This window comes from Paraburkholderia sp. Ac-20340 (assembly GCF_017104965.1).
Taxonomy (GTDB): domain Bacteria; phylum Pseudomonadota; class Gammaproteobacteria; order Burkholderiales; family Burkholderiaceae; genus Paraburkholderia.
In genome coordinates this window covers 46,974-68,471 of record NZ_JAAGPR010000038.1, presented here as the reverse complement: position 1 = coordinate 68,471, position 21,498 = coordinate 46,974, and the positions used below count along the sequence as shown (strand labels likewise).

19 protein-coding genes and 1 CRISPR repeat array (1 of these 20 cut by a window edge) are annotated in these 21,498 nt (G+C 63.4%); of the genes, 8 read left to right on the top strand and 11 right to left on the bottom strand.

Annotation, left to right across the window (positions count from 1 at the left end; all coding sequences use genetic code 11):
- Positions 1-8 precede the first annotated feature (8 nt).
- From G3N59_RS31720 to G3N59_RS31690, 7 genes are all read right to left on the bottom strand, one after another.
- Positions 9-830, bottom strand: coding sequence for an amino acid ABC transporter ATP-binding protein (locus G3N59_RS31720; protein WP_205986799.1), 822 nt, complete (start codon positions 828-830; stop codon positions 9-11).
- A 105-nt stretch (positions 831-935) separates the two neighbouring features.
- Complete coding sequence (locus tag G3N59_RS31715; RefSeq protein ID WP_205986798.1) at positions 936-1,772, bottom strand: transporter substrate-binding domain-containing protein; 837 nt, start codon at positions 1,770-1,772, stop codon at positions 936-938.
- Positions 1,773-1,833: 61 nt separating this feature from the next.
- Positions 1,834-3,048, bottom strand: coding sequence for a porin (locus tag G3N59_RS31710; protein WP_205986797.1), 1,215 nt, complete (start codon positions 3,046-3,048; stop codon positions 1,834-1,836).
- Between the two features lie 85 nt (positions 3,049-3,133).
- A complete protein-coding gene (locus G3N59_RS31705; protein ID WP_205986796.1) occupies positions 3,134-3,523 on the bottom strand; it encodes a Rid family hydrolase in 390 nt (129 codons plus the stop codon).
- A 241-nt stretch (positions 3,524-3,764) separates the two neighbouring features.
- Positions 3,765-4,748, bottom strand: coding sequence for a LysR family transcriptional regulator (locus tag G3N59_RS31700; RefSeq protein ID WP_205986795.1), 984 nt, complete (start codon positions 4,746-4,748; stop codon positions 3,765-3,767).
- A gap of 132 nt (positions 4,749-4,880) precedes the next feature.
- Positions 4,881-6,170, bottom strand: coding sequence for a serine hydrolase (locus G3N59_RS31695; RefSeq protein ID WP_205986794.1), 1,290 nt, complete (start codon positions 6,168-6,170; stop codon positions 4,881-4,883).
- Between the two features lie 46 nt (positions 6,171-6,216).
- A complete protein-coding gene (locus tag G3N59_RS31690) occupies positions 6,217-7,980 on the bottom strand; it encodes a CocE/NonD family hydrolase (protein WP_205986793.1) in 1,764 nt (587 codons plus the stop codon).
- 278 nt (positions 7,981-8,258) lie between these two features.
- Here G3N59_RS31690 and G3N59_RS31685 point away from each other — a divergent pair, with 278 nt between their 5' ends.
- A complete protein-coding gene (locus G3N59_RS31685) occupies positions 8,259-8,675 on the top strand; it encodes a DUF3237 domain-containing protein (protein ID WP_205986792.1) in 417 nt (138 codons plus the stop codon).
- Here G3N59_RS31685 and G3N59_RS31680 read toward each other — a convergent pair.
- Positions 8,660-9,718 carry an AraC family transcriptional regulator gene (locus G3N59_RS31680; RefSeq protein WP_205986791.1) on the bottom strand — a complete coding sequence of 353 codons (1,059 nt, stop codon included), beginning with the start codon at positions 9,716-9,718 and terminating at the stop codon, positions 8,660-8,662. The two genes, G3N59_RS31685 and G3N59_RS31680, sit on opposite strands and share 16 nt — an antisense overlap.
- A gap of 452 nt (positions 9,719-10,170) precedes the next feature.
- Between G3N59_RS31680 and G3N59_RS31675 the strand changes: the two genes are divergently transcribed.
- From G3N59_RS31675 to G3N59_RS31655, 5 genes are all read left to right on the top strand, one after another.
- A complete protein-coding gene (locus G3N59_RS31675; RefSeq protein ID WP_205986790.1) occupies positions 10,171-11,244 on the top strand; it encodes a porin in 1,074 nt (357 codons plus the stop codon).
- Positions 11,245-11,290: 46 nt separating this feature from the next.
- Positions 11,291-12,496: an MFS transporter gene (locus G3N59_RS31670; protein WP_205986789.1), complete on the top strand. Its 1,206-nt coding sequence runs from the start codon at positions 11,291-11,293 to the stop codon at positions 12,494-12,496.
- A 31-nt stretch (positions 12,497-12,527) separates the two neighbouring features.
- Positions 12,528-12,989: a DUF3237 domain-containing protein gene (locus G3N59_RS31665; RefSeq protein ID WP_205986788.1), complete on the top strand. Its 462-nt coding sequence runs from the start codon at positions 12,528-12,530 to the stop codon at positions 12,987-12,989.
- Positions 12,990-13,057: 68 nt separating this feature from the next.
- On the top strand, positions 13,058-13,408 hold the full coding sequence (locus G3N59_RS31660) for a DUF4148 domain-containing protein (RefSeq protein WP_205986787.1): 351 nt from the start codon (positions 13,058-13,060) through the stop codon (positions 13,406-13,408).
- A gap of 95 nt (positions 13,409-13,503) precedes the next feature.
- Entirely contained in the window at positions 13,504-14,622 is a 1,119-nt protein-coding gene (locus G3N59_RS31655; RefSeq protein ID WP_205986786.1) for an MBL fold metallo-hydrolase, read from the top strand.
- 500 nt (positions 14,623-15,122) lie between these two features.
- On the opposite strand, the gene G3N59_RS31650 is transcribed toward G3N59_RS31655, so the two are convergent.
- Entirely contained in the window at positions 15,123-15,713 is a 591-nt protein-coding gene (locus tag G3N59_RS31650; RefSeq protein WP_205986785.1) for a hypothetical protein, read from the bottom strand.
- Positions 15,714-15,959: 246 nt separating this feature from the next.
- Between G3N59_RS31650 and G3N59_RS31645 the strand changes: the two genes are divergently transcribed.
- Complete coding sequence (locus G3N59_RS31645; RefSeq protein ID WP_241024539.1) at positions 15,960-18,182, top strand: TonB-dependent receptor; 2,223 nt, start codon at positions 15,960-15,962, stop codon at positions 18,180-18,182.
- Between the two features lie 87 nt (positions 18,183-18,269).
- On the opposite strand, the gene G3N59_RS31640 is transcribed toward G3N59_RS31645, so the two are convergent.
- Together G3N59_RS31640 and G3N59_RS31635 are read right to left on the bottom strand one after the other, a co-directional pair.
- On the bottom strand, positions 18,270-18,596 hold the full coding sequence (locus G3N59_RS31640) for a hypothetical protein (protein ID WP_205986784.1): 327 nt from the start codon (positions 18,594-18,596) through the stop codon (positions 18,270-18,272).
- A 125-nt stretch (positions 18,597-18,721) separates the two neighbouring features.
- The gene (locus G3N59_RS31635; RefSeq protein WP_346777971.1) at positions 18,722-19,552 is read right to left on the bottom strand and encodes an alpha/beta hydrolase; all 831 of its coding nucleotides are present in this window, start codon (positions 19,550-19,552) and stop codon (positions 18,722-18,724) included.
- Between the two features lie 159 nt (positions 19,553-19,711).
- On the opposite strand from G3N59_RS31635, the gene G3N59_RS31630 reads away from it, so the two are divergent.
- Entirely contained in the window at positions 19,712-20,656 is a 945-nt protein-coding gene (locus G3N59_RS31630) for a DMT family transporter (protein ID WP_205986783.1), read from the top strand.
- Between the two features lie 178 nt (positions 20,657-20,834).
- A CRISPR array of direct repeats spans positions 20,835-21,498; the repeat unit is 28 nt; unit sequence TTTCTAAGCTACCTACGCGGCAGCGAAC (it continues 1,525 nt past the right edge of the window).

Below are 21,498 nucleotides of genomic sequence, written 5' to 3'. Positions count from 1 at the left end.
AGTTCTCCTTAGTCGAGATGCAGCACTTTCTCGAGAAACTCGCGCGTGCGGCTCTCGCGCGGCTGGCGGAACAGTTGCGCGGGCGGCCCCTGTTCGACGATCGATCCATTGGCGCAGAAGATCACTCGCGTGGCGATATCGCGTGCGAAGTGCATGTCGTGCGTGACGATGATCATCGCCATTTTCTGTTCAGCCAGTTGCAGCATGACGTTCTGCACCTCGACCACCATTTCGGGGTCCAGCGCCGAAGTGACTTCGTCGAACAGCATCAGCCGGGGTTCGAGCATCAGCGCACGCGCAATGGCGACGCGCTGTTTCTGGCCGCCCGAAAGCTGGCTGGGATATGCGTGCAGTTTGCTTTCGAGGCCGAGGCGCGCGAGATAGGCGCGTGCGCGCTCAGTGGCGTCGCGTTTCGACATGCCTGCGCTTTTCATCGGCGCGAGAATCAGATTGCCAAGCACCGAAAGATGCGGAAACAGCGTGTAGTGCTGGAACACCATGCCGATCTGGCGTTGCAGCGCGCGATCGAGCACGGGTTGGGCAGCGCTTTTCGAGGGCCGCATATAGGAGCGGCCCTGAAACTGGATCTCGCCGCCCTGAATGCCTTCGAGTCCCATCATGCAGCGCAGCAGCGAACTCTTGCCGCTGCCGCTCGGACCGATGATGACGAGACGGTCGTCGGCCTGCATGTCGAGCGAGAGCCCGTCCATCACGACGAGATGTTCGCCATAGGATTTGTAGACTTCGCGCAGTTCGACGAATGGTGCAGGCGCGAGAGGCGGTGCGGCGGTATCGGGCGGCCGGGTGGCGATCGACGTATGAACATTCATGGTGAGGTCTCCAGCGGGCGGCACAGCAGACGGTGAAGCAAGGGGGGCGAAAATGCGGGCGCATCTGCACCGCGCACGTTGCCGGCGCGGCGGTGCAAACGCGTGTTACTTCGCCGCTTGAAGCGTTTTCTTGACTGCCTGGTCCATCATGCGGTCGATTGCGCCGGACTTTTTCTGTTCGTCGATATAGCTGTTCAAATAGGCCAGATCGGCTGCGGGCAGTGCCTTGCTCACGCCGAAGTTGGCGGGCAGCGGCGCGAGCGCGGGCGCTGGCTTGAACGCAACGAGCGATTCGGGATGCGCGGCGGTGACGAGCATATTGGTGGCGATGTCGTCGGCGAGGATATCCGCGCGCCTGGACAGTAACGCGAGACGCGCGGCATCGGCGTCGGGCAGGCGCATGATGTGCGGCTTTGTCAGCACGTCGCTGATGGCCTTGTCGGCGACGGAGCCGGCCATGACGGAGAGGGTGAGATCGGCGCGATTCAGATCGGCCATCGAATGCGGCGCATTGGCGAGTTTGGGATTGCGTTTGTCGTAGGCGAACGTCACGCTGGAATCAAATACGGGCGCCGAAAAACTCACGGCCTTTTCGCGTTCGGGCGTATCGCTGAGCGAGAGCGCCATGTCCCATTTGTCCGATTGCAGGCCGGCAATCAGATTGGGCCAGGTGGCATCGACAAACACTGCCTTCACTTTCAGGCGCTCGGCAAAGCCGCGGCACAGATCGGCGAACGCGCCTTCGTAGCTCTGCGTCTGCGGATCGCGAATCACATAAGGCGGCGAGGCGGCTGCACCGCATCGCAGAACGCCGTCCGCACGCACCTTTTGCCAGGTGGCGTCACCCGCAGCAAAGGCGGTATGTCCGATGAAAAGCGTGCCGAGACCGGCGCTGACCGCGACGGCGAGCATGCGGCGGCGGATGCTGGAGGAAAGGCTCATGATGGCTCCCGGGAAGGGTTGGGCGCAGCGCAGCCGCGCCGTGGAATACACGTGAAGGGATTCAGAACTTGTGCGCGATGCCCACGCGCAATCCAAGCTGTCGAGCCGACGACGACGCATCGCCGACCACGCCGTTGAAGATGGCCGCAGGTTGCGAGGCGCCTGCTGCGATCTGGTAGGCAGCGGACAGATAGACCTCGGTGCGCTTGCTGAGCTTGTAGTCGGCGGCGAGATTGATCTGATGGTATTTGGGTCGCGCCGACGAATAACCCACGCTGCCGTCCGTGTACGAGTAACCGGCAGCAATCGTCGCCGCCTGCGTCAGCGCGTACGAACCCCAAGCCTCGTAATCGTCGAAGCGCACCTGGGCGGTTGTGCCGTTCGCATCGTCGAATCGCGTGTTGGTGTAGTTGAAGCCGAGCGTTGCCGCACCGAGCAGCCACGTCGCGCCGGCGCCGATAATCTGTTCGTTCGACGGATTGCCCACGTAGCTGAACGCGCCTGTCGCGCCCACCGCGGCGCCCGTGGTGTTGCCGATAAAGTCGCCATCGGTGAAAAGCGTGGCGGGTTGTTTCGCGTAGAAATACGCTGCGCCGAAATTCAGGTTGCCGATCGAATACGCCGCGCCCGCGCTCCACATACCGATCTTGCTCGTGCCGTCCGCACTCGAATTGCTGAGCGCCAGCATGCCGCCGAAGGTTACGCCCGCGATCTTCGGACTCGCGTATTTGATGGCGTTATTGACGCGAAACGAGTTCGCCGTGTTGTCGATATCGCCCGCATGGAAGGCGAGGCCGCCCCAGTTGCCGGTGAGCGTCATGGGCTGCACATAATCGACGATCGAATCGTATTGACGGCCCAGCGTGACAGTGCCGAAGCGATCGTCGGCGAGTCCGACCCACGCCTGACGGCCGAACAGACGGCTGCCTTGCGCCATGGTGCCGTTCACCACGTTGAAACCGCTTTCCAGCTTGAAAATCGCCTTCAATCCGCCGCCCAGGTCTTCTTCGCCTTTCAGCCCCCAGCGGCTGCCGTAGAGCCCGTCATAGGTGCCGTCCTGCATGTGCCAGAGCTGTTTGCCGCCGCTGTTGTTGGTGAAGTCGATCCCGGTATCGACAACACCGTAAAGCGAAACCGACGAACTCTGTGCGTGAACCGCTCCCGAAAGCGCGGCCGTCACTGCGGCGAAAATAAGTTTTTTATGGCTGTTCACCCTGTTCTCCAAACAAAAAAGTGTTCGAATGCGTGTGTGGCGCCGCCGCCCGTTTTTATTCATTCGGTATGCGAATTATCGAGAATGCTTGCATACCCTGGAAACCTGCTGCTTGACGGCGCGCGGATGGCGCCGCGGTAGATGTTTTCTAGTCGGCGATTGCGTAAGTTTCGATTTCAACCTTCTGCCACGGGCGCAACATGGAATCGACCTGCACCAGCGTGCTGGCCGGGCGGATCTCGGCGAACGTTTCGAGGTGCGCGCGGGCCACCCCTTCCGAATCGTTCATGTCGCGCACGAAGACGACAGTACGGACGACATCCTGTGTCGTCATACCGGCTTCGCGAAGCACTTTCTCGATAGTGTCGAGAATCGCGCGGGTCTGCGTGTAGGCATCGCTGTGTTCGTGCGTGGCCGGCGCGCAGGTGCCGGAAATATGCAGATGCGCGCCTACGCGAACCGCGCGCGAATAGCCGAAGACATTTTCATAGGCGCCGCCCGAGGAAATTTTCAGACGATTGGCGGTGACAGGGCTCATGCGGATACTCCGTGGTGGACAAAGGATGGGATCGAGTGGATTGGAGTATCCGGAGGTCAAAAACGCGCGTGAAGAATCCCATTGCCAATGCTTCCCATAGGAGATGGCTATGCGAGACGGATCGTCGGGATGGCAAGGCGGTGCGCTATTCGGCGCGGAGCCAATCGTGGTGCGGCTCGCACGCCATCGCCGCCTGAGCGGTGTGCGGATGCGGCGCGTCCGAAGCGGGCGCGAAAACGCCTCAGTGATTTCCCCGGTTGCGGCGTTGGGCGGGCTCGCGCGGGGTGGCGCTGGGGTCGGCGGGAAGATCGAGGTGGGCGTAGAGACCCTGCACGCGTGCGAGGTGCTCGCGCATCATCTGGATCAGCACGCGCGTGCCGGCGGAGAGCGGCGTGTCGTAGCGATGAATGAAGGCGAACACTTCGAACAATGGCGGATCGATCGGCGTCCAGCCCAGCCGGTCCTGATAGCCAAGCTGGTGCAGGATGGGCTGCGTGGCGATCAGATCGCCAAGTCCGCGCGCGGCCAGTTCGAATCCGGTGGACTGGTGATCGACCTCGATCACCGGATTGAGTATGACGCCGGCCTTCTGCGCGCGCGCCCGCAGGTTCTGGCGGATCGGGTCGCTCGTATTCCAGCGCGCCTCGGTGAGGATCAAGGGCGCGTGCGCGAGATCCTCAATGGTCTTGGGGCTTTTGAGCCGTTCAGGATTTGCGCTGATGTAGCCCACGCGGGCGGACCAGACCGGCTCGCTATAGGTGAGGTTGCGCTCGTCGAGCGGGATCATCACGAGGCCCGCTTCCAGCTCGCCCTGGCTCACTGCATTGGCGATTTCCGACGAGTTGTTGCCGACGATCTTGAGTTTCACATCGGGATAGCGGGTGCGGAATTCCTCGATCAGATCGGGCAGGAAATAGTGATGCGCGGTGCCGAAGGTGCCGAAACTCGCCACGCCGCCTTTGAGCTCACGCACCGATTTGACCGCTTCGTAGCCCTGCCGCGAGGCGTTGGTGGTGGCCAGCGCGAAAGGGTGCAGACGGCGGCCTGCCTCGGTCAGCATCAGCTTGCGGTTGGTGCGGATGAACAAGGCCGTGCCCACCGACTCTTCCAGCCGGATGATCTGGTCGGAGAGGCTAGGCTGCGCGACCTTCAACTGCTCGGCGGCCTTGGAGAGCGTGCCGTGCTCGATGGCGGCGAGAAAGTAATGGAGCTGCTGGAGTGTCATAGGCTTCGCATCACATCGAGGATGCTGGAATCTGCACTCAGCGGGACGCTCCTGTCAACCGTATTCAAAAATTCGCGGGCATCGCGCTGCCATGGGGGGGCTGGCTGCCTGCGCGATGTCCGCTGCGTCGCTTCAGCCGTGTGCCAGATGGGCCGCGATCTGCTGCACGGCCAGCCATGTGTCGATACCGAGCAGATCGATCGCCTCGGGTGTCGACGACTGTTTGACGATCACCACGCGCGCCGCGAAATCGACCACGAGCATCTGCCCGTGCACGCCCAGCGCGACCAGTGCCTCGCCATTGCGCACATACCATTGGCTCTTGTACGACAGCCCATGGAACGGCGCGAAGTCTTCGTTGCGCGCGAATTCTTCGACGCTGCCACCGGCGAGCAGCGTGTCGATCACCGCTCGCGGCAAGACCTGACGGCCATCGACCTGACCGCGATCGAGCAGCATCTGGCCAAAGCGTGCGATATCGCGCAGCGTGGCGCTATAGCCCGCGCCCGCCACGTTGCGGCCCAGCGGGTCGGCGATAAAGAAGCCGTCGCGTTCGCAGCCGAGCGCCTGCCAGAGCCGCTCGAGCTGCACGTGGCAGGCTTCGCCGGTGGCGCGTTCGATGACCCAGGCGAGCGCTTCGGTGGTGGCCGTCACGTAGTGAAAGAAGCCGCCGTGCCCGCCGCGTTTGCGCAGGCGCGGCAGGAAGGTGTAGAGGCTGTCGAGGCCTGCGTATTCGGGCGGCAGCGGATCGCCTTCGGCGAGCGGTCCCGGCGTCAGACCGCAGGCGTAGCCGAACTGCGAGCTTTCCGAGGTGGCGTCCGCATAGTCTTCACGATAGTCGATACCCACGGCCATATCGAGCAGATGGCGCACTGTGGCATCGCCGAACGCGCTGCCGCGCAGTTCCGGCACGTAGTCGCCGGCGAGCTTCGTATCGTCGAGACGACCATCGTGCACGGCCGCCTGACCGAGCGTGCCGATCAGCGATTTCGTCACGGAAAACATGATGTGGCGCTGCTCGGGACCGTGACCGTTCGCGTAGTGCTCGTGCACGACGCTGCCGTTGGCCAGCACGAGGAAGCCGTCGGTGCAGGTGGCGGCGAGATGTTCCGCGAGCGGCACCTGTGCACCGCTCAGGCTGCGCAGCGTGAATGCGTCGAGTGCGTGTGTCGAGCGGATTTCCAGCGGATGCGCCGCGCGGGGCGCGCGCACCGTGATGGTGGGCAGCAGGCGGTCGATATGCTGGAAACCCCAGCGGTTATACGGCGCGCGCATGAAATTCGAGCGCTTCACGCGCGCTTCGGGCGCGGGCGGAAAGCCGGCCATCAAGCCCTGTTCGTGCCAGCTACGCGGCGGTTCGGCACGCGCGGCGGCGTAGGCTTGCGTTATCAGGGCGACGGGATCAAACGGCGGGTTCGGCATGGTGTTCTCCAGATTGTTCAAGTCAGAATGCGGTCGATTGAGCGTGCTACTGCGCGGCCAGCGGATCGGCGCGTAGTGGCTGTTTGAGGATCGTCGCCGGGCTGGGGCGTTCGGGCGGCGCGACGACGTCCGGCAACACACCCAGCACCAGTCGCGAGGGCGGCGTGCGATCGTGCAGCACGGTCACGCGATCGGGCGTGCTAATGCTGTCGAAGCCGTAACCGCCCGTGCGGCTGGGCGTGTCCAGCCAGATGCGCAAGGCCGAGCCGCAGCGGAAGGTGTGCGAGAACGGCACGATTTCGACGCGGGCAAACACCGCCTCGTGCGGATAGAGCGGCGCGGCGGCGTCGCCACGGTCGATGTGCCAGGGGCGTAACTCGGTGCTATGGCGCTTGTCGAGGGCGCGCAGCGACAGGCGCAGCCAGCCGCGCTGCACGTACATTTCGCGGCCGTCGGCGAGCACTTCGGTTAGCGTCACCTGAATGTCTGCGTCCGGGCCGTTTTCGAGGGATAGCCAGAGGTCGACGCTGGCTGGGCCCAGAGCGGTGAGCGAGGCGTCCAGCGGCGCGCTCGTATAGGCGAGGCTGCCGCTGCGCCAGCCAGCGGGCTGGGCGCCCCAGGCGTCGGTGTCGTCTTCGCGATTCACATCGGGGCCTGGAAGGGGATACAGGTAGCTGCGCGATGGCGGGTTGGTGTCGTGGCCGTCGCTCAGGCGGGCGTCGCCGGAAAGCATCCAGGCGCGCGCCTGCGTATGCGGCTGGGCGTGCGGCCATCCAAGGGTCCAGCCGGGCGCGGCGCGGTCGTCGCGCGTCTTGCCTTCGCCGTGTTGATCGAAAGCGTCCTGCCATAGCTGCAGACGCGGCTGATGCGTGAATGCCTCGGGATCGCCTTTCACGAAGCGATCGTAGAACGCCAGCAACGTGCGATGAAAATGCGCGCTGCGATACATCTCGTGCCCGCCGTTCGTGCGCACGAGCCAAAGCAGATCGGCGCGCAAGGTCTCGTGATAGTAACCTTCGCGCGACAGCACGGCTTCGTCCTGCCAGGCGAGGAACGATAGCGTGGGCACCGCAATGTCGCCGGTTATCTTGCGCAGCGCGCGCTGTTCCTGCCAGGCATCGCTTTGCTGGCGCGTGATGACGTAACGTGGCAGCGAATGCGCGAGGAGCGCGGCGCGATTGCGTTCGAGTTGTGCGAGGCCTTCGCGATCTTCTTCGGCGCGCGCGCTCAGTTCGACGGCATGCCAGCGATCTAGCAGATAGTCGTGCCAGTGCGAGGCGAACGCAGGCGCAAATACGCCGCCGGGTGCCCAGCTATCGCGGCGCGGATCGCCCAGCGTCGCGCCCGGCGCGATGGCGCGCAACGCCGCAGGACGCTGCGCGGCCGTGGCGAGTTGCGACATGCCTGCCCACGACCAGCCGCTCATGCCGACGGCGCCATTGCACCAGTCCGCCGCCGCGATTTGCTCGACGACATCGCGACCGTCTTCGCCATAGTGATGGCCGAGAAAATCGAACTGGCCTTCCGAGCAGCCGGTGCCGCGTGCACTGACGCCAACCACCGCATACCCACGCGCGACGAGCGCTTCGTCCAGTTCGATCGAAAAGGTTTCGTTGCCGTCCAGATAGGCCTTGCCGCCGAGGCTGCCGGAATCGTAGCCGCTGTATTTAAGTATCGCGGGAAAGGCTTCTTCGGTGTTCGGCAGCAGCGCGCAATAGCGTAGCCGTGTGCCGTCCGACACGGTGAAATAGCCGGTGATGCGTGTGCCCCAGAAAGTGTCGACACTGCGCGTGAACGTATGCGTTGTCATAGGAGAAGTGGTGGGTGGACCGGGTCTTGCTGCGTGACCCACCGAGTGTATTGAGGCGGCGCGCGGTAAATAAAGATTCGCGGCACCGGCTATGCCCGCACGGCCCATTTTGCCGTTTCGGTTTTATCCTTATCGATAATCAGGCATCCGAAACATGCCGTCTCGGCCCATGGCGTGCCGGTTGGGCCAGGTCGCGCGATTTTCCGCCTCGTATGATCGATTGCTCATGCAACCTACTTTTATCGTCTATGAATCTCACGTTCTCTTTTGAAATCCGCGTGGATATTGCGCCTTCCATCGACACGCACACGCCGCCCGGCAGCGGCGGCTTCGTGCCGATCACGGGCGGCACGGTCAGCGGCCCGGCATTCAACGGCGTCGTGCTGGGCGCGGGCGGCGACTGGTTCCATAACCTCGATGCCGAATGCTGTCATGTCGATGCCACCTATCTGCTGCGCAGCGACGACGGCGTGACCGTGCGTATCCACAATCCCGGCGTCTACGTGGCGAGCGCGGCAATCAACGCACGACTCGAGCGTGGCGAAGCCGTGCCAGGCGATGCGTATTACTTCCGCACAACGCCGCGTTTCGACGCACCCGAAGGGCGTTATGGCTGGCTTTCGCGGCGCGTCTTCGTGGCCGACGCGCGCGACGAGAATGGCCAGATCGTGATTCGCGTCTACGCGGTGGAGTAACGCGCGCTGCGCGCCGGGGTGGCGGCGTCGCGGCGCCACCGGCCGGGCGATGTGCCCGCATAGCGCTGGAACGCGTAGACGAAGCTCGATACATCGGCGAAACCGACTTTTTCGGCGATGAACGCGACCGGATGATCGCTCGTCGACAACAAGCGCATGGCGTGATCCATGCGCACGCGCGTGACGATCTCGCGCAGATTCGTGCCGTGTTCGCTGAGGTGTTTGCGCAGCGTGCGCTCGGCAATGCCCAGTTGGCGCGCGAGATCGGCCGGCCGCGCGACGTCGGGCAGCGCTTTGGCCACCAGATCGCTCACGCGGCGCACGAGCGATTCGTCGGCGCGAAAGCGGCTCTGCTCGTCGAGACAATACTGGTTCATCAGCGCATAGGTGCCGGGGTCGGCGAACACCGGCTCGATTTCCAGCGCATTGGCTTCGAAAACCAGCTCGGTCTGGCCGTCGTGAAACACCACCGGGCAGCCGATGGCCGATTCGAACAGTTCGCGCGACTGCGCCAGATGCGCTTCACGCCGCACGCGCACTTCGCGCAGGAAGCGCGCGTCGGTGCCCACGATATAGCGGCAGAGCGTGGCCATCGATATCAGCGAAACATCCATGAAAAAGCGTTCGACCACGCTTGCGTGGTCTTCGGGCAGGAAGCGCCAGATGGCGTCCTGTGCGTCGAATTCCACCGCGACGTGGCTGCCCACGAGCGAGAAGTAGCGCACATGGGTTTCGAACGCCTCGCGCAGCGTGGGCGCGCACATCATCGCAAAACCCAGCACTCCGAAACTCGATGGCTTGCCGAATTGCGCGCCCGCGTAAATGCCGGCCTGATCGGAAAAACCGCGCGCCAGACCATTGGCGAGCAGGCGCGCTTCCTGCCAGTCGCGCACCACGCGCGAAGTGTCGCTCAGGAGCGAGCGTGTGAGATGCGTGCCTTCGAGCAGGACTTCGCCGGAGGTGTCGTCGGCTTGCAGGATCGACAACATTTTGAGCACATCGGCGGCGGACGAGCGGCTCGCCCGGCGGGTTCGTTTCAGCATCGTTCGATCCAGAGTTTTTTGACGGCTTCGTGAATCAGCATAGCGGCCAGCCAGCCTGGAAATGTGCCATTGCGGCATCGAGTTTGTAAATACGGCACAAAAAAACATTGCGCGTCCGTGCGGCGTTCTCGCTGGCGGCGCTGTCCATTACCGTGTTTTCCCGAGGTTTGCGGGCGTTGCGGGGTACCGGCGTTCGTGGTTTTCCCGCATGCCGCCAGGCGTCGCCGTACCACGCACGGAAATTACGACCGCACACGCCCATCGCTTGCCGCGTCTGGAAATTGGCGCACTCAGGCCGACCGAATAATCGGCAACCGGAACACAGGCCGATGTCATCGCATCGGCCCGCGCGTCGCAGCAACGCGAACGTGCAGTTCGATCCTGACACGAACCACTTTCATGAATGGGCAAACATGGGAAGCAGACGCAAGGTACGGGGAGGAGCAGGTTGGGTGGTCGCGGCAACGTGCATGGTCGCGGGGCCGTGCGCTCACGCGGAAGTGACGTTGTACGGCAATCTCGACGTGTCGGTGGACAACTTCCGCACGTGGGGCGCGCCCTCGGGCAACATCAAATCGACCACGGCGATGACGTCGAATATCTCGGACATCGGCATGCGCGGCTCGGAAGATCTGGGTGATGGCGTGAAGGCGATATTCCAGATCAACGGCATCGTCGATGTGAATAGCGGCAGCGGCTCGCTGGTGGACGGCGACAGTTATGTGGGGCTTTCATCGGCAAGCTATGGCCAGTTGACGCTCGGACGCGGCCACACGCCGCTGATGCGCTCGACCGTATTGCTCGATCCTTTCGGCGACGGCTGGTACGGCGCGGTGGCCGCCTACGACAACATCATCGGCAGCAGCCAGGGGCTGACGGGCGGCGGCGGATATCCGTGGGACGTGGTGCAGTCGAACGCGATCCAGTATCAGACGCCCACGGTGTACGGCGCGGCGGGTTGGCTTTATGTGGGCTTTTCCAACAGCACCACGGCCAAAACGGTTTCGGTCGTGAGCGCGGCCGTGAATTATCTATCGAACGGACTCTATCTGAGCTACGCGTTCGAACAGCACAACGGCTGGCTGCTGGGCGAAGGCGTGGGGTTCACCACGCCCGCTACGAGTTCGACCGATACCGATCATCGTATCGGCATGGGGTATCGCTTTGGCTCGAATCAGCTTTCGGCAATTGTCGAGCGGATGAGTTACGAACAGAACCACAACGAAAGTCTCAATCACTGGTCGATGCTGCTCGGTTATCTGCGATTCGTGGGGCCGCATGTGTTTCGCGCGTCGTATATCAAGGCGTGGTCGGAGTCGGGCAGACCGGATTCGGGCGCGCAGCAATTTGCGCTGGGATATGGCTACAACCTCTCGAAGCGCACGCAGGTCTATACGGCGATTTCGTATCTCGACAACCAGAAGCAGGCCAATTACAACCCGCTCTCGATGATTCTGAACGGCGCGTATACGCCCGCTGGCGGCCGCGCCATGTTGTATTCGGTCGGTATTCACCATGACTTCTGATTCGATGTCGTGAATCATATGGATAACTAAGGAGAGTATTTTGGAAATGAAAACGACGCTCGAACCGCACGAAGGCGCGGCGCTCGACGCCACGCGCTATTCGGGCTGGACGCTGATGTCCATCATCATCCTCGGCGCGGTCATTTCGCTGCCTGGGTTGATTGCCCCAGCGCTGGCCGTACAACTCGCGCAGCAGTTGGGACTGAGCGCTTCGCAGATCGGCGCGTACTTTTTTATCGAGTTGATGGCGTTCAGTTCGGCCGCCTTGCCCGCGCAGTTCTGGATGGGGCGTTTCGACGAACGGCGCGTGGCGCGGGTGGCGGCGGTGGTGTTCGTGGTGGCCAATTGCGTTACGGCGGGCATGCCGTTTCATCTGGGCGAGTTGCTGGCGCTGCGCTTCGTGGCGGGACTCGCAGGCGGCACGCTCGGTTTGCTGTGCATGACGAGCGCGGGCATGAGTCCGAATCCGGATCGCGCATTTGGTTTATGGATTGTCGGGCAACTGGTTGCGGGCGCAATCGGTTTGTATTTTCTGCCGCAGCTGTTTGCTGTATTCGGCCTTAAAAGCCTGTTTCTGTGTGTGGCGGCGCTGACCACGCTGGCGTTGCCGCTATGCGGCGCGTTCAGCAGCCGCTTGACGAAACCGGTGCGACGCCCGCGCGGTGCGGGTCGCGTACGACAAGCGGGTGCGCCGGGACGCGATGGCCGCTTTGCTCTGCTGGTAGTGAGCGCGGTGTGCGTGTTCTACCTCGCGATTGGCGCGGTCTGGTCGTTCTCCTCGCGTGCGGCGGCGGGTGCGGGACTCGATCCGATTCTCTCGGGAAAGATCCTTTCGATTGCGACGCTGATGGGGATTGCCGGCGCGATGACCGCTTCGGTGATCGGCGGGCGCGGCAGTCGCCGGCTGATTCTGGGCCTGGGTTACGGCCTGCTGATCGCTGCGCTGGTGGGGCTGTGTACAGGACCGCATCTGGCCGGTTACGCCGTGTCCGTGTTCGCCTTCAAGTTCGCGTGGACGTTCGTGATTCCATTCGTGTTCGCCGTCGCGGCGAAAGAGGACGCGAGCGGGCGGCTGACTTCGGCGGTGGGTTTCATCACGGGCGTGGCGCTGGCGGTGGGGCCGCTCGTAGCAGGCGTGCTGCTCGACCGTGGCGTGAGCTACGGCGCGTTGTGCGGCGGCGCGGCGGTGCTGTGCGCAATCTCGTTCCTCTGCATGCTGCTGGCCAACCGGCGCCTTGCCGGTGCGGCTTGATGCTATCGACACGAAGCTACGCGAGGCAATCATGACAGCAGGACGAACGCTGCAAAGCGAATGGTGCATGCGCATCGACGTGCAATGCGGTGAGCCGCAGATGCTGGGCAGGACGCCGGGTGGTCAGCGCATCAATTTCCCGATCGTATCGGGCAGATTCGAAGGCGCGTCGATGTCGGGCGTGGTGCTGCCCAGCGGTTCCGACTTTTATCTGGAACGCGCCGATGGCGTGGGCGTGCTCGACGCGCGTTACACGCTGCAGACACGCGAAGGTACGCTGATCAACGTGTGTAATCGCGGTTTGCTCGTGATCGAGCGTTCGGCAGGACCGGACGTCTGGCCGTTGCCGCCCGAAGCGTACCGGTGCCGCTGCACGCCAGTTTTCGACGCTCCCGACGGTGAGTGCGACTGGCTCAATCGATCCGTGTTCGCAGGCACGATCGGCTATCCGGCCGTGGGCGAGGTCGTGGTGGACGTCTGGCGGCTGACCTGAATGCCGGATTGACGCGCTTCAAACTTAACTCGTTGCATACACAACCAGAACGACAGGAGAGGTGACCCATGCGCTTTTCTATCCGCAAGCCGATATGCGTGCTGACGCTCGCCGCGAGTCTGTGCGGCGCGGCCGCCGGCGCTAGCGCGCAGGACGGCGCGAGCACGCCAGCAGACGCGGAAATCGCGTCGAATGCCACGCCGCCGACCAAAGCCGAACAAAGAAAGCAGGCCCGCGCGCAACGCAAGGCGGCGCGTAAGGCGGCGCGCGCGAAAAACGTCGCCGAACTGAACAAGCTCAAAGGGGCGGGCTACATCGCCGGTGGCGGACGCGATCTGGATTACCCGCAGAACATTCAGAAGGCGCAACAGAAAGAACTGAAAGAACAGAAAGCCGCGTCGGGCGCCGCAAGCCAGTAGCCGCAGCGCCATCGCCCCCACTATTTACACCCAGCAGTTTACTTTCTTATGGGATAAACTACACTGAATAGTCTACTTTCTGACGGAAGCCTTCCATGGTATCGATCCCTGATTTTCTCCGCCACGCCCTCGGTCTGAGCGCTGCGAACCGCTCGCGCGCCTTGTCGGGCGGCTCGCCTCAACATGACGGCGAGCGCTTTCGCAACGTGCAGCCGCGTCCGCAGGAAGGGCTGAAGAAGAGCCTCGGCATCATCTGGAATGTGCTGTTCCGCAAGCCGTCCGGCACCGTGCCGTCGGGCGCACTGCCGATTCAGGCGCTCAGCCGCGCCGATCTGGACGCCGCGCCCGACCGCAGCCTCTACCGGCTCGGCCACTCCACCACGCTGCTCAAACTGCGCGGCGGCTACTGGATCACCGACCCGGTGTTCGGCGAGCGTGCCTCGCCGTTCAAGCGGCTCGGCCCGAAGCGTTTTCACGCGCCGCCGATCGCACTGGCCGATCTGCCGCCCTTGCGCGGCGTGATCCTCTCGCACGATCACTACGATCACCTCGACCGCGAAACGGTGCTCGCGCTGGCCGCCACCACCGAAGTGTTCCTCACGCCGCTGGGTGTGGGCGACCGCCTGATCGAATGGGGTATCGACGCGAAGAAGGTGCGCCAGCTCGACTGGTGGCAGAGCGCGCAGATCGACGGCATCACGCTGACGGCCGCGCCCGCGCAGCATTTCTCGGGGCGCAGCCTGTTCGATGGCAACCGTACGCTGTGGGCCTCGTGGGCGATCGCCGACGACGATCTGCGTATCTTCTTCAGCGGCGATACCGGCTATTCGCCGCATTTTCGCGAGATCGGCGAGCGTCTGGGGCCGTTCGACGTGACGCTGATGGAAACTGGCGCGTATGACCCGCAGTGGCCGTATGTGCATATGCAGCCCGAGGAAACGGTGCAGGCGCATGTCGATGTGCGCGGCCGCTGGCTGCTGCCGATTCACAACGGCACGTTCGATCTGGCGATGCATCGCTGGCAGGAGCCGTTCGAGCGCGTGACGGGGCTGGCGGTGGCGCGTGGCGTGACGCTGGCGACGCCGCGTATCGGCGCGCGTCTCGATCTGGCCGATCCGCAGCGCGGCGAGCGCTGGTGGCGTGAAGCCGAAGACGAACAACTGGCGCAAGGCGGCCGCAAGCGCGCTGGCTTGTGCCGGCAGGCGGGCGTGTGATTTCGGAATTCTCGAGATCGTAGAGGTCAAGGCGTGCGCATGGCCGGCGCATGCCACGCCGCTTTAAGAGAAATCCGCGGGACACTCCGGCACGCACGTCCAGTCCTCGCGCGCTGCGCAGGCAACCTGGGCGCAGGGCAGCGGCCACGCGTGTGCCGGTCGGGCTGGAGGATCGATTGCGCTCGATCGCAGGCTGCCGCCGGCGGTGGCCCTCGGTGGTGTTGTCGTGACGTGTAGCCGCCAGCCCGGCGCAGGTCTGCGCGGTGGCCGGCCGGTTGCGCGCCGGGCGGCTCCCCTGTGAGCGCGCGCAGCGTCAGGCTCCCGGCTGGTCACCGGCGCGTGAGTCAGCGCGCGCCAGAGTGTCCCCCGTCTTCAAGCCTGGCGTCTCTCCGTCACCAGGCGCGAGCCACGATAGCCGGTTTTTCTGCAGACGATTGACCGTGCGTCTCAGAAATCGCCGCGTCGATCGGAAAATCGCTCCATCGATGCCGGATGCGGACTCAATCCGTGCCCGCGCCGCCCTGGCCGCTGCTCGGGCCCAGATGCAGTTCATCCCGGAAAGCTTCGTTGACGTCGCAATAAGGGCGGCTCGCGATGCGCGACTTCTTCCACTCGAAATACATGCGCGGACGGCCCGCGCTGCCTTCGTCGTTGCTGGTGAGCACGTAGTAGTCGAAGCGTACCTTGGCCGGATCGGCGTAACTCTCGCCCATTTCGCGCGTGGCGGTGACGAGCGAGGTCGATTTGCCGTCGGCCGTGCTGACGAGGCGGAAGTCGCGCAGCAGACAATCGGCACCGCCGCTCACGACGATCTCCAGATGCTCGGGCCTCGCGGAATCGTGATCGAACACCGGGACGATGTTCCACGCGCCGGGCTTCGCGCCGCCATCCTGCATGTACAGCGTCACCACGTCGAAGCCGTGCGCGTTGAAGTTCTCGCGCCATGCCCGCACGGCCATCGCCCGCTGGCCTTGCAGCTTGAGCGCGGTGATGCCGTTGTTCACCGGAATCACCCGGGCGCTCTCCGTGGCGGGGGCGGCGTAGGCAACGGCGCAGAAGGCCAGAGCGAGAGCGGGCAGGACGGACTTCATGAGGGCAGCGGCCAGACGTGGGTAGGTTGAAAGGAGGGCGATTGTCCACGAAAACCGGCGCCGCGTCGCGCCTGATTCGCTGTTGATCCGTCGTGGCGGCGACGCGTGTCATTCGTACAACACTCCAACCTTCGCCGACAGAAACCTTTCAAAAAATAATGCGCTTTGCTACCATGCGGCCCGTATGGAATGAGAATACTTCTCATTGTCATTCTGGGGCGGGAGGCGCCCCGATCCCTGGCCGATATGAACAATCAACAACTCGCACGCCGCACGGAGCGCACGCTCGCCCGCCCTTTGCAGATCGCTGTCTGGCTGGCCTTTGCCGCCGCCGCACAATCCGCTTTCGCCCAATCCGCCGCCGCTGACGCGTCTGCAAACAGCGCTGCCGCGCCCGCGCTTTCCGCGAGCGGCGCTTCGGCCACGAGCGGCAAGGAACAGTCGTTGCCCGCCGTCAAGGTGAGCGCCCAGAACGTGGACGACACGCCGCTGCACCTGAACACACCGGTTTCGAACGGCGCGCTCGGCACGCGTTCGCAGATCGACACGCCGTTCTCGACGACGGTGGTGACGGGCACGGATCTGGCCGACCGCCAGGCCAACAAGCTCGGCGATGTGTTCGCGGGCGATGCCTCGGTGACCGACAACAGCAACGCATACAGCGCGTGGGCGACCTACATCACCGTGCGCGGCCTGCCGATCGACTGGCAGAACGGCTTCAAGATCGACGGCAATCCGTTCATTTCGTACGGCATCACGATGCCTTATGAAAACCTCGAACGCGTCGAACTGCTCAAGGGCGCGGGCGGCTTCATGTACGGTTTCGCGCAGCCGGGCGGCGTGGTCAACTACGTGACCAAAAAGCCGGGCAAGGACCCGGTGACGAGTTTCGATATCGGCTATCGCATGGACGGCGTGATCAGCGAGCACGCCGATCTGAGCCGCCGCTTCGGCCCGGACGGCATGTTCGGCGCGCGTATCAACTACACGCACGAACAGGGCAAAACCTATAACGCGGGCGATATCAACCGCAATTCGGTGGCGCTCGCGCTCGACGGTCAGCTCACGCGCGATCTCGACGTGTATTTCAACGCGATCTATCAGACCAGCCGTTCGAGCGGCCAGACGCCGGCGATCTACATTCCCGGCAGCTATGTGGGCACCAGCCTGCCCGCAACCATCAGCGGCGGCTCGAATCTGCTCAACAGCGCCGGGCAGCATCTGAACACGAATCTGCAGCTCTACACGGCCGGTGTGAAATATCAGATCACGCCGGACTGGAGCTTCAATACGTCGGCGAGCTATAGCAAGTCGGCGCGCGACCGTAACGAGAGCACGCTCACGCTCGCCAACCAGTCGGGCGATTACTCCGATTACCGCTGGAACGGCGACGAAGGCCATCAGGACATCTACTGGCAAGGCACCTTCGAAGGCAAGGTGAAGACGGGGCCGTTCACGCATCAGATCGTGGCGGGCGCGTCGATCCAGCATCAGACCAACGATTACAACAACGTCGCCACCACGGCGGGCGGCACGCTCGGCTCGGGCAATCTGTATGTGCAGAACCCGTACTTCTTCTACTCGGGCAGCGGCCTGGAGAAGTACCGCGCGAGCGAGATCAACCAGAAGTCGCTGTTCCTGAGCGACACGATGCAGATCACGAGCCGCTGGTCGCTGCTCGCGGGTCTGCGTTACACGAACTACGATCAGGAAACCTTCGCGGAATCGGGCGCGACGACGGCTGCTTACGGCAAGAACGGCGTCGTTACGCCGACCGTCGCGCTGATGTACAAGCTCGATCCGCTTACGACGATTTACGGCAGTTATGTCGAGTCGCTGGAAGCGGGTCAGGTTGTTTCGGACATCTACGCAAATGGTGGGTCGGTGCTAAATCCGCTGCGCTCGCGTCAGTATGAAGTGGGTATCAAGACCGAGCACGAACGCTGGAGCGCGAATGCGGCGCTGTTCCGCATCGAGCGCGGCGCGTCGTATGCCAACGACCAGAACGTGCTGATGCAGGACGGCGATTCGATCTACGAAGGTATCGAGGCGGGCGGCAGCGTGCGCCTGGGCCGTAGCTGGCAGGTGGCGGGCGACATCATGCTGCTCGACACGTGGTACGCGAAGGGGCAGACGTATAACGGCAAGCGCGTGGCCGGTGCGCCGCAATTCACTGCCGCCGCGCGTGTGACCTATGACGTGCCGATGGTGCCGGGCCTGCAACTGGGCGCCGACGCGAAGTACACGGGCAACACCAGCGTGCGTCCGGCTGGCGATCTGGAGACGGGCGGCTATATGCTCGTGAACGTGGGCGCGAATTACATGACGCGCATCGGCGGGCATGATGTGACGCTGCGCGCGGCCATCGACAACATCACGAACCGCCGCTACTGGATGTTCCAGTACGACAGCTATATCGCGCCGGGCGACCCGCGCACGATCAGCCTGAACGCGAAGATCGACTTCTGATCTGGGCGGATGGGATCGACTGATTTGCCAGTCGATCGCCATGACCATGAGAGCCACACAGCGTTTTGATGACGCTGTGTGGCTTTTTTATTTCAGCGGTTTCACCGAAGCGCTGGAAAGCCAGTAGTTCATGTTGCCATGCGGACCGGCGATCAGGACCGCGCCGGGGTTGGGCACGCCGTCGTCGGTGATCGTGCAGGCGATCGTGCCGTCGGGGATCATCGTGATCTGTTGCGCGGCGCTCATGCGCGCGAGCACATCGGCGTTGAGCGGGTAGAGGTGACTGAATACGTCGTAGCTGATGGCGCCCGGGACGTCGCCGATAACCCGGACCGGCGCGCCGTGCGGACACGACTGGGCCTGTGCGGCGGTGGCAAAAACTGCAATAGCGAGCGTGAGCGTGGCTTTCTTCATTATGTGATTGATCCGGCGAATTTGCGCCCGACTGCATCACGGCATGCCGGATTCAGTCGCGAGGTCGCGAAGAGATCGGGTAAGGAGAAAGCCGCAGTTTAACGAAGAACGCGCGCAAGAGGCGTTCATTTAGCCGTCTTCTGGCCGAGGACATCGGCGAGAAAATGCAGCACGTGTGCGTTGCCGCCGCGTTCCCAGGCATCGGCATGCGTTGCGCCCGCAACGACTTCGAGACGTTTGGGCGCGTTCACGGCTTCGTAAAGCCGCGTGAACTGCGCGGGCGGAATCACACGATCGGCGTCGCCGCCGTAGATGAGCGTGGGCGCCTGCACTGCGCCGATCTTCGCGAGATTGTCATAGCGATCGCGCACGAACGCGCGCGTGGGCAGCCAGCGGATGCGCGCGGCCGCGACATCGGCGATGCTGGTAAAGGGCGCTTCGAGCACCAGCGCGGCAAGCGGCGTTTCGCTCGCCAGTTGCACGGCGACGCCCGAGCCCAGCGAAAACCCATGCACGACAACTTCGCGCGCATGACGGGCCGCGAAAGCCAGCGCGGCGCGGCCATCGGCGTAAAGGCCCGCTTCGCTCGGCCGGCCCGGCGCGCCGTAGCCGCGATAGGCCGCCAGCAGCACGCCATAGCCCGCGTCGATCAGCGCGTGGCCGATGTGCGCGCGCTGATCCAGATCGTCGCCGTTACCGTGGAAAAGCACGATCGTCGCGAGTGCAGGATTGGCTGGCGGCGCGTAGTCGCAGGTCAGTTCGACGCCGTCTGCGGTGCGTACGCGGATCGTGCCGATGCGGCTGCCCTTGTTCGTTCTGGCGATGCTGCGGCGCAAGCGCTCGTGCGGATAGATCAAGCGGCCTTGCAGCCAGCCGAGCAGAAGAATCGGACCGCCGATCAGGATCGCCAGGCCGAAAAAGCCCAGCACGGCTGCGAAATAGGGAAGCTGGATCACGATGGTCCTCGCGCGCGGACGAGTCGGGACAAAAAGCAGAATACGCGCATCGACTGATCCTGGCAGTCCGTCGCTATCGGTTGTCAGTTTTGAGCTATATGACTTGATTCCGCCGAACCCATACTACGCCGATCAGAAAATAATGTCGGCGAGACAGGTATGAGAAAGCAGGTAGACGGCGCGGCCGTCGCGATCATGGTGACCTTGTGTCTCATCTGGGCCACGCAGCAAGTGGCGATCAAGGCGGTGGCCGGCGACATCACGCCGATGCTGCAGGTGGCGTTGCGCTCGGGCGGCGCGGCGGCGCTGGTATGGCTGCTCAATCGTTTCGTGTTGCGCGAGCGCTGGCTGCCGGGCATCGGGCTGCGTTCCGGTCTGGTGGTGGGCGTGTTGTTCGCGCTGGAGTTTCTCTTTGTCGCCGAAGGGCTGCGACGGACCCATGCTTCGCATATCGCCGTGCTGTTGTATACGGCGCCGATGTTCGCGGCGATTGGCCTGCACGTGAAACTGCCCGACGAGCGTCTGGCGCGTGTGCAATGGGGCGGGATTGCGCTGGCGTTCAGCGGCATCGCGATAGCGTTCCTTGGGCCGGCGCTGATGGGCGGCGGCACGGTGCCGGGCCCGGACTGGATGCTCGGCGATTTCATGGGTTTGTGCGGCGGTGTGGCATGGGGCATGACGACGGTGGTCGTGCGCACCAGCCGGCTGAGCGACGCGCCGGCGACGCAGACGCTGTTTTGTCAGCTGGCGTGCGCGTTTGTGCTGTTGGTGCCGTTTGCGTTTATCACCGGGCAGACGGGTTTTCATCCGACCAGTTTTGCGCTGGCGAGTCTGGCGTTTCAGACGGTGGTGGTGACGTTCGTGAGCTATCTGGCGTGGTTCTGGCTGCTGCGCAAATACTTTGCCGCGCGTCTGGGCGTGCTGTCGTTCATGACGCCGATGTTTGGGGTGACGCTGGGTGTGGTGTTGCTGCATGAGCATGTCGATGCGGCGTTTCTGGCGGGGTCGGCGCTGGTGCTGGCGGGGTTGTTGATCGTCAACGGGCAGGCGGTGGTGCGGCAGATTTTTGTGCGTAGGGCGAGGGTTGGCGGTGGGGCGGTGTGAGGGGCGCTGCCTGTGCGGCAGGGATTAGTGTTTCGATTTTTCAGGAGCGGGTTATGCGTTGCTGGGCCGCGTAGGCGGAAGTGAGCACGGTTATCGCGCAATGTTCTGTTGCTGGCGATTGCTGAGTTATCTATGCGGCGGTGAAGTGCATCATCCACGATGCCGATAGGCCCGATATTTTCTAAGCTACCTACGCGGCAGCGGACATGCGTCGCCCGACTCTTCGAACAGGCCATCGTTTCTAGGCTGCCTACGCGGCAGCGAACGCGGCACGCAAGATCGATACGCTGGTCGGTATTTCCTAAGCTGCCTACGCGGCAGCGAACGGATCGAGAAGTGCCTCGCGCACGAGCAGCGATTTCTAAGCTACCTACCCGGCAGCGAACGCCCTCGCTCCTTCCGATGCAGCGCAAGCGCCTTTCTAAGCTACCTACGCGGCAGCGAACCCGGTTTCGATCTGGACCGTGCGCATCTGGATTTTTCTAAGCTACCTACGCGGCAGCGAACAAGGCGATATGGGCATCTGGTCGGCGCTCGACTTTCTAAGCTACCTACGCGGCAGCGAACTGTGGACGTGACCCATATTTTCAGACGGGAGTTTTCTAAGCTACCTACGCGGCAGCGAACTGGGCGCCGCCCGCGTGGAAGAACCTGTCAACTTTCTAAGCTACCTACGCGGCAGCGAACACGGCTACCCGAACGACGGCGCCGGTTCCGAATTTCTAAGCTACCTACGCGGCAGCGAACTACCGCGCCGCCGACGATTACGGCCAGCTCTGTTTCTAAGCTACCTACGCGGCAGCGAACGTCACTTTGATTCTCCACTTGGAATGCTTCGAATT

What these genes read in the sequence shown, in the direction of transcription:
- G3N59_RS31720 (WP_205986799.1), bottom strand. Translation starts at nt 830, where the DNA reads ATGAATGTTCATACGTCGATCGCCACCCGGCCGCCCGATACCGCCGCA.
- G3N59_RS31715 (WP_205986798.1), bottom strand. Translation starts at nt 1,772, where the DNA reads ATGAGCCTTTCCTCCAGCATCCGCCGCCGCATGCTCGCCGTCGCGGTC.
- G3N59_RS31710 (WP_205986797.1), bottom strand. Translation starts at nt 3,048, where the DNA reads ATGAATAAAAACGGGCGGCGGCGCCACACACGCATTCGAACACTTTTT.
- G3N59_RS31705 (WP_205986796.1), bottom strand. Translation starts at nt 3,523, where the DNA reads ATGAGCCCTGTCACCGCCAATCGTCTGAAAATTTCCTCGGGCGGCGCC.
- G3N59_RS31700 (WP_205986795.1), bottom strand. Translation starts at nt 4,748, where the DNA reads ATGACACTCCAGCAGCTCCATTACTTTCTCGCCGCCATCGAGCACGGC.
- G3N59_RS31695 (WP_205986794.1), bottom strand. Translation starts at nt 6,170, where the DNA reads ATGCCGAACCCGCCGTTTGATCCCGTCGCCCTGATAACGCAAGCCTAC.
- G3N59_RS31690 (WP_205986793.1), bottom strand. Translation starts at nt 7,980, where the DNA reads ATGACAACGCATACGTTCACGCGCAGTGTCGACACTTTCTGGGGCACA.
- G3N59_RS31680 (WP_205986791.1), bottom strand. Translation starts at nt 9,718, where the DNA reads ATGCTGAAACGAACCCGCCGGGCGAGCCGCTCGTCCGCCGCCGATGTG.
- G3N59_RS31670 (WP_205986789.1), top strand. Translation starts at nt 11,291, where the DNA reads ATGAAAACGACGCTCGAACCGCACGAAGGCGCGGCGCTCGACGCCACG.
- G3N59_RS31665 (WP_205986788.1), top strand. Translation starts at nt 12,528, where the DNA reads ATGACAGCAGGACGAACGCTGCAAAGCGAATGGTGCATGCGCATCGAC.
- G3N59_RS31660 (WP_205986787.1), top strand. Translation starts at nt 13,058, where the DNA reads ATGCGCTTTTCTATCCGCAAGCCGATATGCGTGCTGACGCTCGCCGCG.
- G3N59_RS31655 (WP_205986786.1), top strand. Translation starts at nt 13,504, where the DNA reads ATGGTATCGATCCCTGATTTTCTCCGCCACGCCCTCGGTCTGAGCGCT.
- G3N59_RS31650 (WP_205986785.1), bottom strand. Translation starts at nt 15,713, where the DNA reads ATGAAGTCCGTCCTGCCCGCTCTCGCTCTGGCCTTCTGCGCCGTTGCC.
- G3N59_RS31645 (WP_241024539.1), top strand. Translation starts at nt 15,960, where the DNA reads ATGAACAATCAACAACTCGCACGCCGCACGGAGCGCACGCTCGCCCGC.
- G3N59_RS31640 (WP_205986784.1), bottom strand. Translation starts at nt 18,596, where the DNA reads ATGAAGAAAGCCACGCTCACGCTCGCTATTGCAGTTTTTGCCACCGCC.
- G3N59_RS31630 (WP_205986783.1), top strand. Translation starts at nt 19,712, where the DNA reads ATGAGAAAGCAGGTAGACGGCGCGGCCGTCGCGATCATGGTGACCTTG.